Raw genomic sequence first — 15,349 nt, forward strand, 5'->3', positions numbered from 1 at the left:
GTATCGCTTGCTTATTTCACCCCATATTTTAAAAATTATTTACGGGACATTATAATAATGCCAACTAAGATGAAACTTACGGCAGTTACCTGTTTAAATGTCAAACTTTCTTTAAATAACCAGTGAGAAATAAAAGTAATTGAAATGAATACAATTCCTTGAGAAGTTGGGACTACTATAGAAACTGGGAGTTGATCAAGTGATTTGGTTAATAGGAGCAAACCTGTGCAGTAAGCAATTAGAGCAGTAAGAAACCAAGGAGAAGCGATAGTTACAAGAATGCTGCTAGAATTATTGAGAGCCAAACGTGATTGTTTGAGTAAAATAGTACCAATGCAGTTACAGCAAGCAGATACAGCAACTAGTAACCAAGGTTGGTCTAAAAATTTAATCATTAGTATTTATCCATTGGTTGAAAATTTTTATCTATCTAAATTAGTTATTGCTGCTAGTTTATTTATCTCACTATAAATCTTGTATAACGCCCTCCTTCACAAACTTAAACAAGGGCATACAAGTTCCTTAGCTTAATCAGCTATTTCATAATTTGTTAACGTGCCACTAACAGTAAATCTCTTATTCAATGCTCAAGCTCATCTTTATCTAAAACTGGTATGACATTAAATTTTCGAGCATTTACCTGTAAGCATATCTTTTAAAATTATCGAATATTCAGCAAATGAAATATACACTGTTTGCTCAGACATAGGATTTTTTTGAGGAAATGGTCGAGTGTAAGTATTAGACTTAGAGTGATGTAATGAATGTTCTAAAGAATGATTATTGGTAAGAAATAAAAAGCATTTTTCTAAAACACCATGTGGTTTCAAGTTCCTATTTTTTAAATTACGCTCTTCTAACTTTCCTTCTACAATTAGGTTGCCATGTTCTATCAGTTCACTATGATGAATCATTAAAGATCCCATCCAACAGGTAAGGGCATAAGGAATTACAATTTGAAGCAGATTTACTTTTAATAGTAAATGAGAGCTATAACCAATTCCGCCCCAAAAAATAGCCCGCATTAAAAGAGAAACTCCTAGTTTTTTAAAGGAGTACTGCTTTTTAAGTTTTGGCTCATGCAATATTTTAAAATTAACCACAAGTACAAGAAATATATTTCCTAAAAATACTTCACAAAAGTTATAAATAACTCGAAGAGAACGCTTTTTAATCTCTCCTAAAGGATAAAACTCTATATCTTGATAAGTATTTACTTGAGAATGATGAGAAGGATGCACTATATCAAAAATTTGATGATCGAGAAATATCATCCAGGATAAAACTGAGTAAAAAAACTTATTGTGAATGCCAGGTAAATATTCATGCCAACATTCATGCATAAACAGTGCTAACAAACAAAAAAGATAACCTCCTGGGAAGACGATTAAAAAAAAAGGCAAAATATTTGCTGAACTATATATATAAGGAATAAAAAACAAATAGATAAACCAAAATAATGAAGCAATAAAAAGTTTAACAGTCTGGGAGTATGGAACTTGGCTGCTAGTAATAGTCTTCATATTTTCATGTCTCACAATGATAGTGTTTGTAGTAATACCTAAAAGACTATTTATAAAGTAAATTTTAAGTAGGGTGTATTAAGGCTAAAGCCTTAATACACCGTGTTACAAGGCGGTGTGTTAGGCACTTTGATGATTTTTTTGTGACAAATCATTTGGAAATATGCACCTAACACAATGCCAGTTACTTGTCTTCTTCCCCCTTAACTTTTACCCAAAATATTGTAAAACTGCATTCTATAAATTGTCTATTAGAAATAGCTGACCTCAAGAAACTCATGTTTTTCATAAAAGTTTATCGAACCAAAGATATTGTTTCAAAAAAAACATAAATAATCAATATTTATGCAACAACTTCTGACTTTTCTCGGAATACGGAAAAAGAGGAGTGGTTGCAATACCCCGTTAACAGTGTAAATAGCGATTTTATTGATAAGTTGTCGTGAAGCGATTTTGAAGAAAAGGTGATCACCGAAGACATCCATCGATAGCTCATTGTAAGATGGGCATATATACAGAAATCCTTATAGCGAACTCTCATTATTCGATTGTGTCCTTTTAGGCACATCAAACACATTAATCGCCCCCAGAAGGGGGTATTTTTCTGGCGGTAGTGGCTCAAGCAGTGCCTCGCAATATTGGCCTGTGTTAGCGTCTGGTACAAATATCAAAAAATTGTAAACCAAAGAGCCATGTTTAGCGATCGCCCAGCAGACGCTTTTCGATTGGGGCATGGCTATGAGTATTAGGGACTTCCAAAAAATAAATTATCCAAAATTATTTGTACATTTTTAGGGGCGCAAGGCCTTGCGCCCCTACGATAGGATGTTTTTTAAACTGGAAGTCCCTTAGACGGGTTGAGCGTTTAAACAAGCCCCTTCTCTACTCAAACGTGGAGAATCGGCTGATTTACTTGACCAAATGCAAACTTTGAGTCAAAACATTCAGTGGCGAGCGCCGCTAAACTATAACCTCCGAGATTCAATATTTTACCAAATTCCATCAATAAGGACGATTAAGCTATTCTCAAGTAGCAGCAATGAAAATGCCTATTGGCAGTGGTGCTATCGAGAGTTTAATTCGCCAAGTAGTTAATCTAAGGCTTAAAGGTAATGGCAAGTTTTGGTTGTTGGAAAATGCCGAAGCAATATTACAGCTCGATGCCAATGGGCTGCGGGAAGTTGGTCTACTTTTTGCAACTCTATTTTGACGGTTAGGCTCTATCCTGCTTAACCCAAGTTTCTTGCGTTGCACCCTTCATTTATCCAATCATTAGCTATCTAGCAACTGCTATAACAATATTTCGTCAGCATCCAACGCTGATAAGGGATTTTCTGTGTCTATCCATGAAACTTGCGCTTCTAGCTTGTCACAGCACTCACGCACTAAACGTAAACCAGCATCTAATGGCAGTTGAGCAGTTGTTGGGGTAAACTCTTGTAATATCTCGGCTTCTATCGTTTGATAGCGATCAAGGTCTTGGCTCAGTTTTGCCAAAAAATTTGCTCCTTCGCCAGTGTCACTCATAGCAAACTGCAAAATTGAATCGACGTAAGCCTTGACTTTGGGGTTTTTGATTCCTTCTGTAGCTGAGGTATAGAGCAATTCACCACTGAGATATTCAAAATCTGGTACATGAAGGCGATCGCCTACTAATTCAAATATCTGCATTCCTTTAGCTGGTCTCACTGTTAACTTCTCGCTCCTAACTCGATGAGCTGCATTATCGAGCAGTGTAATTACAGCTAAAATAACTGAAGGATAGTTACTATCTATACATCTTATTTCAACAGTGCCGAGTTTGTTGAGTCTAACTGGATTCCAAGCTGACTTAAGTAAGCTGCCTCCCGCTTCTAAAAACAGGTGAGGTTCGATTCCGGCTTTTTCCATCGCTTGCAGCCAAGCATAGTAACGAGCGAACTGCTGCTCAACTAAACCCTCAACACTCTCGGCATAAGGCATGAGTCCGCCGACAGATTGTAAATTAGTATAAACTCCTTCCCAGCCAAAGGTTTCGCTACCTCGATAACGAATTGTATGCGCGGCTAGCCCGATCGCCTGTCCTTCATAAAAGGGACACGCCCGTGTCAGAGAAATAAGGGCTGAGTCGCAAGCTGTAGCTAAATTGTAGATATTGAGTAGCTCTTCTCGCTCTTTTGATGTCGAGTTGTATGATACGGCAACACGAGGGTTAATTACTCCAGGCGGGACTTCCAAATGCAGATGTGTGCCAGTACATTTGCCGGCGTGCAAAAATTTTTCATAGCCGACAGTCCGTGCTTGGATATGATAATTAGGGCGATCGCGCATCACTGGCATGATATGCAATGGATAGCTAGACAGAGGATAAAGCCGTAAACCCATCTGTCGCGCTACAGCAAGCGCCAATTTGAGATTTTTAAGATAAACTCTTGCTAGTTCTGTACCACTATAGGCAGGAGGTGTATTGATCTCCACCATACTCTTGACGAACTCAGGCACAAAGTAACTTGGGTTTAAACCTTGTGCTTGCGCCATTAAATGACAACCCTGCAAAAACTCATCAGCGCGATCGCTCAGATGACCAACTTCATCTACCAGAAAAAACTCTTGTTCAAGACCGATACGACGCTTTACTACATCCATATCGTTAATAAATGTCTAGCTTTGCTTCTAAGGATAAGCTGACACGGGGAACATACCCCTACTAGCATTTACAAAAATTTTTGCTATGGCTTTAAGATTGAGGACTAGGAAAACATTCCGTCATTTTTCCACCCAATCCCTAATCCCCAGTCTTTTTTACTTGAGGTAATGCGTAAACCATTCACTCGCCAGTTGTGCTGCTGCTGCTAATGTACCTGGTTCTTCAAATAAATGGGTGGCTTCGGGAATAATCTCCAACCGTTTTAGCGATCGCAACTGTTCTAGTGCATCCTCATTCATTGCGATCACTGGCATATCGTAACCCCCAACAATCAACAATGTTGGCGCTTTGACATGAGGTAACACTGAACCAGCTAAATCCGGTCGTCCACCACGAGAGACAATAGCCTGGACAACTTCTGGACGTTCTGTAGCGGCAACCAAGGCTGCGCCGGCTCCTGTACTAGCACCAAAGTAAGCAACTTTTAGGTGTCGGGTGTCTGAGTTATGTACCAGCCAATCTGTAGCGCCAACTAACCGCGATGCCAACAAACCAATATCAAAGCGTAAATGTCTTGTCCGCAGGTCAATTTCTTCTTCTTCCAGAGTCAGTAAGTCAATTAATAAAGTTGCGAGTCCTGCCTGTTGTAAGACTCCAGCAACATAGCGATTGCGGGGGCTGTGACGGCTGCTACCACTGCCATGAGCAAATAAAACTATGCCCGTAGCACCCTCTGGAATCACTAAATTACCCTCTAAGTTAACCTCACCTGCTGTCACTGACACCAGATGTTCACGGGGGTGCTGTGTTAATGTTCTATCCATAAACTCAATCTCCATTTATGAGTCAAGTAGCTCACCTTTTGCCGCCTTGTTGTTTAGAATGTGAACTCTACTTTGAGGTTAGAAACAAAATGTGAGGAAGACGTGAGGAATTTTTTAATCAAATGACCCAAAAACTTAGAAGATTAATCCAAGGAGTAGTTGAATAAGTTAATATTTCGGAAGAATAACTCAGTTATTAGCCAATAACAAACCCATTGCGATCGCTTCGTCTAAATCAATAAAACAATATCAACCACTTCCTCACAAGTTCCTCAAATTTTTCTTTTAATTTAAAAATGGTGGCACAACTCTTTTGCAAACAAGAAAGATTCTGCCACCATCTCCCCAGTAGCTTGCTACATCCAGCCCACACTGAGGTTAAAGCTGCAAGGGTAGCAATCAAGTTGAAATATCAAGTTTTAAATTACGAATATTGGAGGCAAAGATTATGCCGATTACTCGTTGGGAACCGTTTCAAGAAATTGAACGTTGGGAGCCTTTGCGGGAGATTGAGCATCTGCAACAACGGATGAACCGCCTGTTTGAGCGGATGATCCCCAGTGGGAATGGAGGAGTCTCTGCACTTACCTTTATACCCTCCGCCGAAATGGAAGAAACTGCTGACGCAGTTAACCTCAGACTAGAAATTCCGGGACTAGAATCTAAAGATTTGAATGTGGAGGTTACTGAAGAATCTGTTTCGATCAGTGGCGAACGCAAGTCTGAAACCAAGATGGAAGAAAAAGGCATTATGCGCTCTGAATTCCGTTATGGCAAATTTGAGCGAATCATTCCGCTACCTGCTCACGTTCAAAACGACAAAGCGCAAGCTGAATACAAAAACGGTATTCTTACCCTCACCTTACCGAAGGTTGAAGGAGAGAAGAAAAAAGCCGTCAAGATTAACCTTAGTTAGTTTGCTGCTGTAAAAGCAGGGAAACAGGGTGCGGGGATGAAATATCCTCCCGTCTGCCCCGTCCCTTTTTCCTCTTCGTCCAAGGGCGAAGAATTCACCGATATCTGTCACCGTATACAATTTTTTGTGCAACTTTCAATACTAGTATTTTCAAAACGGCAGAAGGACTGGAAGTCAAATTGAGGACTGAAAAAACGCTCATACCAGCCAGTTCTGTAACCTAAATCTTCAAATCACAGCTCTACCCCTTCTCTGTAAAAGGAGGCAAACGAATGAAATTACTCTCTATTGTGGAACTCGAAACACTAGCAAAACAACCTAGAGAAGTCTGCGTATCTATTTTTCTACCAACTTGCCATGCAGGGGCAGACACACAACAGAATCCAATTCGGTTTAGGAATTTAATCCGAGAAGCTGAAGAACGCTTGATTGAAAGTGGTTGGCGCTCTGAAGATGCGAAAAACTTACTCGCACCAGTCCAAGAAATAGATGAGTATGAATTTTGGCAACATCAGAGTGATGGTTTAGCAATCTTCCGCTCCCAGGACATGTTGCAGTATTACTCTCTACCTATAGATTTTGAAGAATTAGCAATTGTTAGTAACTGTTTTTATCTTAAACCTCTATTTCCCCTCTTTAATAGCGATGGACACTTCTATATCCTTGCTATCAGCCATAATCTGATTCGGCTATTAGAAGGCACACACCATCATATTGAAGAAATTGATCTGACTGGTGTGTTACCAAGTTTGGAAGAGGTATTGCGGTTTGAAGAACCAGAACGGCAAACCCCTTCCCATACAGGAACCCCAGGAGCAGTAAGTAGAAGACGCACCGCTCCTGGTGGAGTTACTGTATTTCATGGTCATGGTGCAGGTGATGAGGATGAAAAGGAAAATCTCAGCATATACTTCCATCGGGTAAATGAGGCGTTGCAGGAGTTATTAAAAGAGGAACACGCTCCTTTAGTGCTGGCTGGAGTGGAATATCTGTTGCCGATTTATCGAGAGGCGAATACTTATGGTTATCTCCTAGATACTGGTATAACAGGGAATGCAGAACTACTGGCAGCAGAGGAATTACATACCCAAGCTTGGGAAATAGTGGAACCATTATTTTTACAAGCACAGCAAGAGGCGATCGCTCAATACAGGGAACTGCTAGGAACTGGAAAAGCCTCCAGCCAAATTACGGAAACTATTCCGGCGGCTTGTCAGGGACGAGTTGACAAGTTAATTGTCGCTCTCGGTCAGCAGCAGTGGGGTACTTTTGACCCAGACACCCAAACGGTTCATGTGCATCCCAATGCAGAACCCAACGACGAAGAGTTATTAAATTTCGCTGCAACCCAGACTATCTTGAATGGCGGTATTGTCTATGCACTTGAGTCCGCAGATATGCCAGATAATACACCATTAGCTGCGGTATTTCGCTATTGATGGAAAGTAGTTTTGTAGTAATGATCTTAGCTTTGTTTAATCACTCTGGGAAAAAAATAAGAGCTAATTTCCTAATTGTAAATAGCAAAGAAGTGAAGTTATGAAGAACAAAAATTTGATTTATGGTCTTATAGGGTTATTGAACAGTAGTGTTGTTGGAGGATTCTTAATAATCAATAACACGCAAGCTCAGTCTCCAACTTTACAACATAATACTCATCATCCATCTTCTCAGGTTACTCCTTCCCAACAAGGGATGATGGGTGAGGTTGATCAGCATTTCATCACAATGATGATTCCTCACCATCAGCAAGCAGTGGAAATGGCTAATTTAGCTTTAACGCGTGCTAAACATCCTGAAATCAAAAAACTAGCTCAAGCCATTAAAACATACCAATCCCGTGAAATTCAACAAATGCGAACTTGGTATAAGGCATGGTATGGCAAAGAAGTGCCTGTTGCATCAATGTCTGGCATGAGAATGATGGGAGGACAGCACAGTATGAGCCAGGCTCAGAATCAAGGAATGATGGCAATGTCTATGCATCATGATATGAGGGGCATGGATGTAGATTTAGAAACCTTGAAAAATACTCAAGACTTTGATCGGGAATTTATTAGCCAAATGATTCCTCATCACCAAATGGCTGTGATGATGGCACGTATGGTTGCTAACAATAGTACACACCCTGAAGTTCGCAACTTAGCTCAGTCCATTATTAAAACTCAAACGGCTGAAATCACACAAATGCGGCAACTTTATCAGGCTTGGTATCAGCCTGCTCTTAGACAAAATCTCAGGAAGACAAAATTATGAAACTGAAACAGAGAGGCATTCTATTAATCATCTTGATTGCGATTGTTAGTGTGTCTCTATCTAAAACACTGGTGCATATTCTAACAGAAGTATGGTGGTTTGATACTGTCGGGTTTTCAGAAGTATTTTGGACAAGGTTAACTTGGCAAATTCTCACTTGGATTGTCACTTTTGCTTTCTACACGCTGTTTCTCTGGGTAAACTATCAGATTGCTATGCGCCACACGCGGCATAGTTCCTTTCGCTTTTTTGAAGACAGCGCATTGGTTGACTATGCCGATAAATTTGCCAATTTCCTAGCTTTAGTGTTGATTTTGTTCATTGGGTTTGGTGCAGCGAGTGCTAGTACCTCTGCGTGGGAAACTATTCTTAAGTATCTGCATCCTACTAGTTTTAGCGATCGCGATCCGATATTTCAACAGGATATTGGCTTTTATGTCTTCCAGTTACCGCTTTATGAAGCTATTCGTAACTGGTTGTTATTCGCTTTTGTCTGGGGGCTGATAGTATCTTTTCTGGTTTACTTCCTCAAAGGCATTTTTACACTACGGCAGAACAATGGTCGAAATCCCCTCTATAGGAAAGCTAAAAACCATTTAAGTCTGCTATTGGCGGGAATTGCCACATTGATTGCCATTGATTTCTGGCTCAAACGTTACAGCCTGCTTTACTCAACCAATGGTGTTGTGTTTGGTGCTGGTTACACTGATGTCCATGCACGGTTGTTTGCCTACTGGGTGACAAGTATCATTGCGTTAGTAGTAGCAGTTCTGTTGCTTCTCTCGATTGGGCGGAGAAGTTTTGCTTTACCTATGTTGGGGATTGTATTATTTTTTGTGGCTTTAGTATTGCTCAACGGTGTTTATCCTTGGTTTGTCCAACAATTCATCGTTGAACCGAACGAATTAACTAAAGAAAAGTCTTACATCGCCAACAATATTAAATTTACCCAGAATGCTTATCATTTGCATGACGTGCAGAAGCAAAACTATACAGCCGTAACCCAATTAAATCGCCAAGTTTTGCAGTCAAATCAGCCAACTATCCGCAACATTCGCTTATGGGACTACCGCCCACTTTTGAGTACCTACCGCCAAATTCAAGAGATGCGCCTGTATTATCAATTTCAGAGTGTGGATGTAGATCGCTACACCCTGAATGGCAACTACCAACAGGTGATGCTATCGGGAAGGGAATTGGCTTATTCTCAGTTACCCCAAGAGGCTAAAACTTGGGTTAACCGACGTTTGAAATATACCCACGGCTACGGTTTGGTGATGAGCCCAGTTAATCAAGTCACCTCCGATGGTTTACCGGAATTGTATATCAAAGATATTCCCCCCATCTCTAAGGTGGATCTACAGGTGAGCCAGCCGGCAATTTATTATGGCGAAAAAACTGATAACTATATTTTTACTGGTACAAAAACCCAAGAGTTTGACTATCCTTTAGGGGATGGGAATGCTTATACTAACTACAACGGCAAAGGTGGCGTACCAATACCAACGATGTGGCACAGGCTAGCTTATGCCTACGATTTAGGTAGCCTTCAGATTTTAATTTCCGATTACTTTAATCAACAGTCGCGTATCCATTACTACCGATTGCTTCAGGAAAGGGTAAGTCATGTTGCGCCATTTCTGCACTTGGATAGCGACCCTTACTTAGTAGTAATTGATGGTAGATTGCAGTGGATTTTAGACACTTATACAGTGAGCGATCGCTATCCCTATTCTGAACCAGTAGCCCAGACTATGAACGCCGCCGAAATTCTCAAAGGCGGAAATATTGAACAGATTTTACATCGTGATATCAACTATCTCCGTAACTCAGTTAAGGTATTAGTTGATGCTTACGATGGCACAATGCGGTTTTTTATCGTCGATGAAGCCGATCCCGTACTCCGTACCTACCAAAAGATTTTTCCTCACCTATTTGAATCCAACACGTCAATTCCATCTGAGGTGAAGAATCATTTTCGCTATCCGCAAGACCTGTTTAAAATCCAGGCGCAGATGTATCTTGTTTACCACATGAACGACCCAGAATTATTTTACAACCGGGAAGACTTGTGGCGCTTGCCCATCGAAACCTATGAAGGAAATGAACATATCATGCAGCCTTACTACATGATTATGCGCTTACCAGGAGCAGCCAAGGAAGAATTTATCCAAATTTTACCGTTCACCCCTGCCAACAAAGACAATATGATTGCCTGGATGGCGGCACATTCTAATAGCAAAGAGTACGGTAAGTTACTGTTATACGAATTTCCTAAGCAAAAACTTGTTTTTGGCCCTCGACAAATTGAGGCACGAATTGACCAGGAACCGCAAATTTCCCAGCAGTTTACTTTATGGAGTCAGGCAGGTTCTAAAGTGATTCGTGGAGATTTGTTAGTGATTCCTATTGACCAGTCTTTACTCTATGTTGAACCAGTATATCTGCGGGCAGAACAGGGCGAGTTACCTGAACTGAAGCGGGTAATTGTTGCCTATGACAAAGCTGTGGTGATGGAAGAAACTTTAGAAAAATCTCTAGCAGCAATCTTCGGTGGTGTTCAGGAACAGGAGCAAGTACCTAGCCGCGTAACTGGAGAAGTTCCAAATCTGGCTAAGTCTGCTTTAGCTACTTATCAAAAAGCACAGGAGGCATTACGGCAGGGAAATTGGGCTGAGTATGGACGTTATCAGCAAGAATTGGAGGGAATTTTGCGGAAATTGAATCAGGGTAGTAATACTAATTCGTAATTTGTAATTCGTAATACTACTACGCAGAAGCAAGCTACGTAATTCAAAAAGTTGGTTTGATTGTTTTATCAGACATCAATATTTATCTGTTCTATCTGTCTAGCGGCTTTATCCCATAGCTTGGCTGAAGTCTCATCTTGCCAATTATTTCGCAAATTTTCTGCTTTTTTATGACATATTCGCTCTAACATCTCTAAAATTGCAGCTAATGACAATTTATCGATTAACGTTTCTAAAATATCCATATATTCCTTGTGCATAACCTATATCTCCTGAGAGTTCTAAATATCTTATGACCATACAATCAGGAACCTCGTCTAGCCCCCAAGTGTTTCCAAAGAGAGGAACTTTGGCATCAAGACAAAAGCGGGATCAGATTCTTTGATTATGCACTAAGTAAGCCTATGAAAAAATTTCAATGCATGTAAAGAAATATAAAACTAAGCAATTTGGTGCTTTAGTGTGCGGCATAATACACCATAAATTTTAATTTTATTAACATATTTTGACATATTGTTGACTACTTAATTATTATCTGGTAATAGCATTAAGAATTCTTACGTATAACCATCGAGATTCTGTTAGAATTAACAAGCTATCTAGTTTATTAGAAGCTCCAATTTAAAGCAGTTATTGCTGACAGATGAAAAACAAAAAAATGCCCATCCGTGCAATAAAACTATGTTAATATATAAGTGAGATCGATCGCAGGGAACCTCCAACATAGATGAAACAAAGTGGCAACACCCTTTACTGAAAGTTAAGGTAAGAGTAAAGCCAAACCAGGATCTAGGAAGATGCGACTATGAGAGGTTCGAGTGAGGAGACTGCGAGACGTGTAAACCCAAGTTGGTTGTGGAGGAAACCTTTGTATAGAATAGACAGTGATAGCTGAAGGGTCTGGTTGCGAACAACTAGACCCTTCAGTTTATTTGTAAGCAAGCATTCAATATTTATCCTTTGACAACAGCAACGGGATGCAGACGCGCTAATTTACTACCAATTCCCGCTTGGCTGATACCAATTCACGAAAATCTTGATACATATAAATTTCTCGTAGGGACACGGCATTGCCCGTGTCCCTACCAAAGTATTTGTATCATTCTTAAAGTGAAATGATATGACTACATTTACTACTTGGCTGACATCTTTGTATGCTTGCGGTGCTTCCTCTGCTAAACCGGACATAGAACCAGCCCGAATGCTAATGCCTTCGTGTTCCAGTTCACCCTTGAGGCGATCGCCCCGAATTTCTCGCTTGGCTTGATGCCGACTCATCACCCGTCCTGCACCATAACAACTCGAACCAAAGGAAACTTTATGAACCCTTACCTCAAACTGTTATTTTTTGTATCCATCTATTAGAAAAAAGTGGACGTTTTGAGAAGCGCTAGGGAGTTTAAAAATATTTAGCGCCTGCGGATAAAAATAGCTTTGCGGAATTCTTCTGCTCCCAGCAGGATAGGGGGACAGGCTAGCAATAGCAAACATTGCCAGAGAGTCAGAGGTGTAGTACCAAAGATATGTCTCAGAGGAGGGATATAAATAATTGCCAGAATTAGCAACCATTCTATAGCAATGCCCAACCAGATCCAACGGTTGGAAAAGAACCCCAACCTAAATATGGAGGTTTGTTCAGAACGACAAGCAAAAACGTTTCCATCTTGACAGGCAACGATGGTTGCTAATGTCATAGTAGTAGCCTGGGTATAAATGGCAACTGTGGTCATATCTGCCGAGTGAGACAGAATAGTGGGAGTAATAGCTTGCAACTGGGCAAGTCCATAACCATTGCTCCACCAAACAATAAAAAAAGCTAACATCGCTAAAGCAGCCTCGATTAATCCCAGAAAACAATAGGCACGCAGAAGTAGGGAGCGATCAAGCAGGGGTTTAGATTTGGCACGAGCGGGTTGCAGCATGATGCCTGCTTCTGCGCGTTCTGCACCGAGTGCCAATGCAGGTATCATGTCCGTTCCCAAATCAATTGCCAGAATTTGCATGATCACTAAGGCTGGAGGAATTTTCAACGCTACCATTGCCAGGAAAGGTACTAACTCAGCCACGTTCGATGCCAAGATGTAAGTCATGAACTTACGAATATTTTGATAGACGGCTCTACCCTGCTCAATAGCACTGACGATGGTAGCAAAGTTATCATCTGTCAACACAATATCTGCCGCTTCCCTCGCCACATCAGTGCCGTTCATGCCCATAGCAATGCCAATATTAGCCGATCGCAATGCGGGAGCATCATTCACACCATCCCCTGTTACAGCTACTATTTCGCCTGAGTCTTGGTAAGCCTGTACTAGCCGTAACTTGTGTTCGGGAGACATCCGAGCAAACACCAAGCAGGAACGATATTGCAAAATTTGCCGCAGTTGAGCATCCGAAAGATGACCCATATCTTCACCAGTCACAACCCGCACCTTCTCGTTTGCTAGACCAATATTACGGGCGATCGCTTCGGCAGTTAGCCCATAATCTCCTGTCACCATCGTCACTTTGATCCCGGCTGTACGGCAACTGGCGATCGCGTCTCTCACTTCTGGACGTGGGGGATCGAACATTGCCACCAGACCAATGAATATCAAGTTTTGCTCCAACTCCTGCACTTGTTCCTTTAGTAACTGATCATCACCTGGACGAGCAGCAACCCCCAGTACCCGAAATCCCTGTCTGGCCAAGTCATCATTAGCTCTCACCACCATGTCCCGGTCAGCCTGAGTTAGAGTCTGAACTGTTCCTTCCCGCAGGATAGACTGGCAGTGTCGCAATACTTCCAGTGGCGCTCCTTTGGTGAAACCGAGATAGGGAAATTCATTTGCCCACAACTGTGAAAATTGCCAGTTCAGCACCACCGTCATCATCCGTCTGCGAGAATCAAAAGGGATTTCCCGCAAGCGAGGAAACTGATGTTGTAGTTGTTCCAAGTTCAACCCGGCTTTAGCCGCAGCAACCAGCAGCGCTGCTTCTGTGGGATCGCCAATTTCTTGCCAACGGCTGGGTGCAGTGAGATGAATCAAACGAGCATTGGAACAAAGGGCAGCCCCTGTTAATAACAAATTCAACTGCCAAGTGGCGGCAAAATGCTCAGGAATGAGAAGTGTACCGTTTGTAGGGTCATAGCCTGCACCTGTGACTTCAATTAGCAAAGGGAATGACTTGTTATTTTTGGGTTTTTCGCTGCTACTTTGCTGTTGTGAGGGAACCCATAGATGACGTACCGTCATTTCATTTTTGGTTAAAGTTCCTGTTTTATCTGTACAAATGACTGTGATTGCACTGAGAGTTTCCACCGCAGAAAGGCGACGGACTAAGGCATTGCGTCGTGCCATGCGCTGTACTCCCATAGCCAATGCTAGGGTGACGGTTGGTAGCAATCCTTCAGGAACTAGCGCCACAATAATCCCGATCGCAAAAATGAAGCTCTCTTTTACCTCCATGCCTACTAACCAGGCAGTGAGAAAGAATACAATCACGCCCATACCCAAAGCGATCGCTGTGATTAGGCGCACAATCTGGGCAACTTGTACTTCTAAGGTGCTGGGTTCTCGCTTCACCATCGTGGTCAGGTGTGCGACTTGTCCAAACTCCGTCTGCGCTCCAGTAGCATAAACCACACCTATTGCTCGCCCCGATGAGACGCTAGAGCCAGCTAAAACCAAATTAGCGATTTCCCCCGGATGAACCTGCTCTTGCAAAGGCTGTTCCCCAGGATGCAACAAGGTTTTGCCAGCACGAATTGGTACAACTTGGCGGGGATGTACAGGGTCAGGATTACGAGCAACTGGTAGAGATTCCCCCGTGAGAACTGAGACATCCACGTAAAAATTATCAGCAGATACTAGGCGTGCATCGGCAGAAATGCGATCGCCTTCTTCCAGTTGCATGACATCACCCCGGACTAACTCTCTTGCCAGTATCTGCTTCAATTGCCCATCTCGGTATACGCGCACTTGTACTGGCAATACTTTTTTCAATGCCGCCAGTGCTTGTTCTGCTTGATATTCTTGCCAAAAGCTAAAGACAGCGTTAATCCAGATAACAGCCCAGATTGCCCAACCCAGTTGAGGCGTGTTGGACAAGAATGCCAAAATTCCCGCACTCCATAGCAATAGTGCCATAAAGTGGGTGAGCTGATCAGTGAAGCGGAGCCACATTGGACGATGAGCAGTTTCTGGCAGTTCATTTGCACCATAGCGCTCAAATCGTCGTGCTGCGTCATTTTCAGTTAAACCATTGATATTAGTTCCTAGTGACTCATAGACGGATTCAATGGACAATTCCCAGATTGGTTGATGGAATGACACCATACTTTCCAAACCTTGTACTGCATTCAATCACATAACTTGATTGCACTTTTTTCGGTCTAATTTTAAGTCCTGCCTTTTGTACCTCACTTACTTGCAAACTACTGGAAAAAAATCTCACATCTTGACTTTTGTATT

The 15,349-nt window shown here is 41.7% G+C and carries 11 protein-coding genes and 2 pseudogenes; 5 read left to right on the plus strand and 8 right to left on the minus strand.

Annotation, left to right across the window (positions count from 1 at the left end; all coding sequences use genetic code 11):
• Window positions 1–35 precede the first annotated feature (35 nt).
• The 3 genes from WKK05_RS08810 to WKK05_RS08820 form a co-directional block, all read right to left on the minus strand.
• Window positions 36–395: an SMR family transporter gene (locus WKK05_RS08810; protein ID WP_341529365.1), complete on the minus strand. Its 360-nt coding sequence runs from the start codon at window positions 393–395 to the stop codon at window positions 36–38.
• A gap of 225 nt (window positions 396–620) precedes the next feature.
• Window positions 621–1,523, minus strand: coding sequence for a fatty acid desaturase (locus tag WKK05_RS08815; RefSeq protein WP_341529366.1), 903 nt, complete (start codon window positions 1,521–1,523; stop codon window positions 621–623).
• A gap of 524 nt (window positions 1,524–2,047) precedes the next feature.
• Entirely contained in the window at window positions 2,048–2,257 is a 210-nt protein-coding gene (locus WKK05_RS08820; protein ID WP_341529367.1) for a hypothetical protein, read from the minus strand.
• A gap of 212 nt (window positions 2,258–2,469) precedes the next feature.
• Here WKK05_RS08820 and WKK05_RS08825 point away from each other — a divergent pair.
• A pseudogene (locus tag WKK05_RS08825) lies at window positions 2,470–2,756 on the plus strand (ISLre2 family transposase); the annotation flags it as partial.
• Between the two features lie 57 nt (window positions 2,757–2,813).
• Here WKK05_RS08825 and WKK05_RS08830 read toward each other — a convergent pair.
• Window positions 2,814–4,148, minus strand: coding sequence for a glutamate-cysteine ligase family protein (locus WKK05_RS08830; RefSeq protein ID WP_341529368.1), 1,335 nt, complete (start codon window positions 4,146–4,148; stop codon window positions 2,814–2,816).
• A 156-nt stretch (window positions 4,149–4,304) separates the two neighbouring features.
• Window positions 4,305–4,973: a dienelactone hydrolase family protein gene (locus tag WKK05_RS08835; protein ID WP_341529369.1), complete on the minus strand. Its 669-nt coding sequence runs from the start codon at window positions 4,971–4,973 to the stop codon at window positions 4,305–4,307.
• A gap of 448 nt (window positions 4,974–5,421) precedes the next feature.
• On the opposite strand from WKK05_RS08835, the gene WKK05_RS08840 reads away from it, so the two are divergent.
• The 4 genes from WKK05_RS08840 (at window position 5,422) to WKK05_RS08855 (ending at window position 10,895) form a co-directional block, all read left to right on the plus strand.
• Window positions 5,422–5,889, plus strand: a complete 468-nt coding sequence (locus WKK05_RS08840; RefSeq protein WP_341529370.1) for an Hsp20/alpha crystallin family protein — start codon at window positions 5,422–5,424, stop codon at window positions 5,887–5,889.
• Window positions 5,890–6,161: 272 nt separating this feature from the next.
• A complete protein-coding gene (locus tag WKK05_RS08845) occupies window positions 6,162–7,328 on the plus strand; it encodes a hypothetical protein (protein WP_341529371.1) in 1,167 nt (388 codons plus the stop codon).
• A gap of 100 nt (window positions 7,329–7,428) precedes the next feature.
• A complete protein-coding gene (locus WKK05_RS08850; RefSeq protein ID WP_341529372.1) occupies window positions 7,429–8,145 on the plus strand; it encodes a DUF305 domain-containing protein in 717 nt (238 codons plus the stop codon).
• Window positions 8,142–10,895 (plus strand): UPF0182 family protein, encoded by a 2,754-nt coding sequence (locus WKK05_RS08855; protein ID WP_341529373.1) that lies wholly within the window; start codon window positions 8,142–8,144, stop codon window positions 10,893–10,895. The genes WKK05_RS08850 and WKK05_RS08855 overlap by 4 nt, the downstream gene beginning before the upstream one ends.
• Window positions 10,896–10,963: 68 nt before the next feature.
• Here WKK05_RS08855 and WKK05_RS08860 read toward each other — a convergent pair whose 3' ends face one another.
• The 3 genes and pseudogenes from WKK05_RS08860 to WKK05_RS08870 form a co-directional block, all read right to left on the minus strand.
• The gene (locus tag WKK05_RS08860) at window positions 10,964–11,155 is read right to left on the minus strand and encodes a hypothetical protein (protein WP_341529374.1); all 192 of its coding nucleotides are present in this window, start codon (window positions 11,153–11,155) and stop codon (window positions 10,964–10,966) included.
• Window positions 11,156–11,891: 736 nt separating this feature from the next.
• Window positions 11,892–12,200 (minus strand): annotated as a pseudogene (locus WKK05_RS08865) (RtcB family protein); the annotation flags it as partial.
• Between the two features lie 104 nt (window positions 12,201–12,304).
• On the minus strand, window positions 12,305–15,214 hold the full coding sequence (locus WKK05_RS08870; protein ID WP_341529375.1) for a cation-transporting P-type ATPase: 2,910 nt from the start codon (window positions 15,212–15,214) through the stop codon (window positions 12,305–12,307).
• Between the last annotated feature and the right edge of the window lie 135 nt (window positions 15,215–15,349).

This window comes from Nostoc sp. UHCC 0302 (genome assembly GCF_038096175.1).
GTDB lineage: Bacteria > Cyanobacteriota > Cyanobacteriia > Cyanobacteriales > Nostocaceae > UHCC-0302.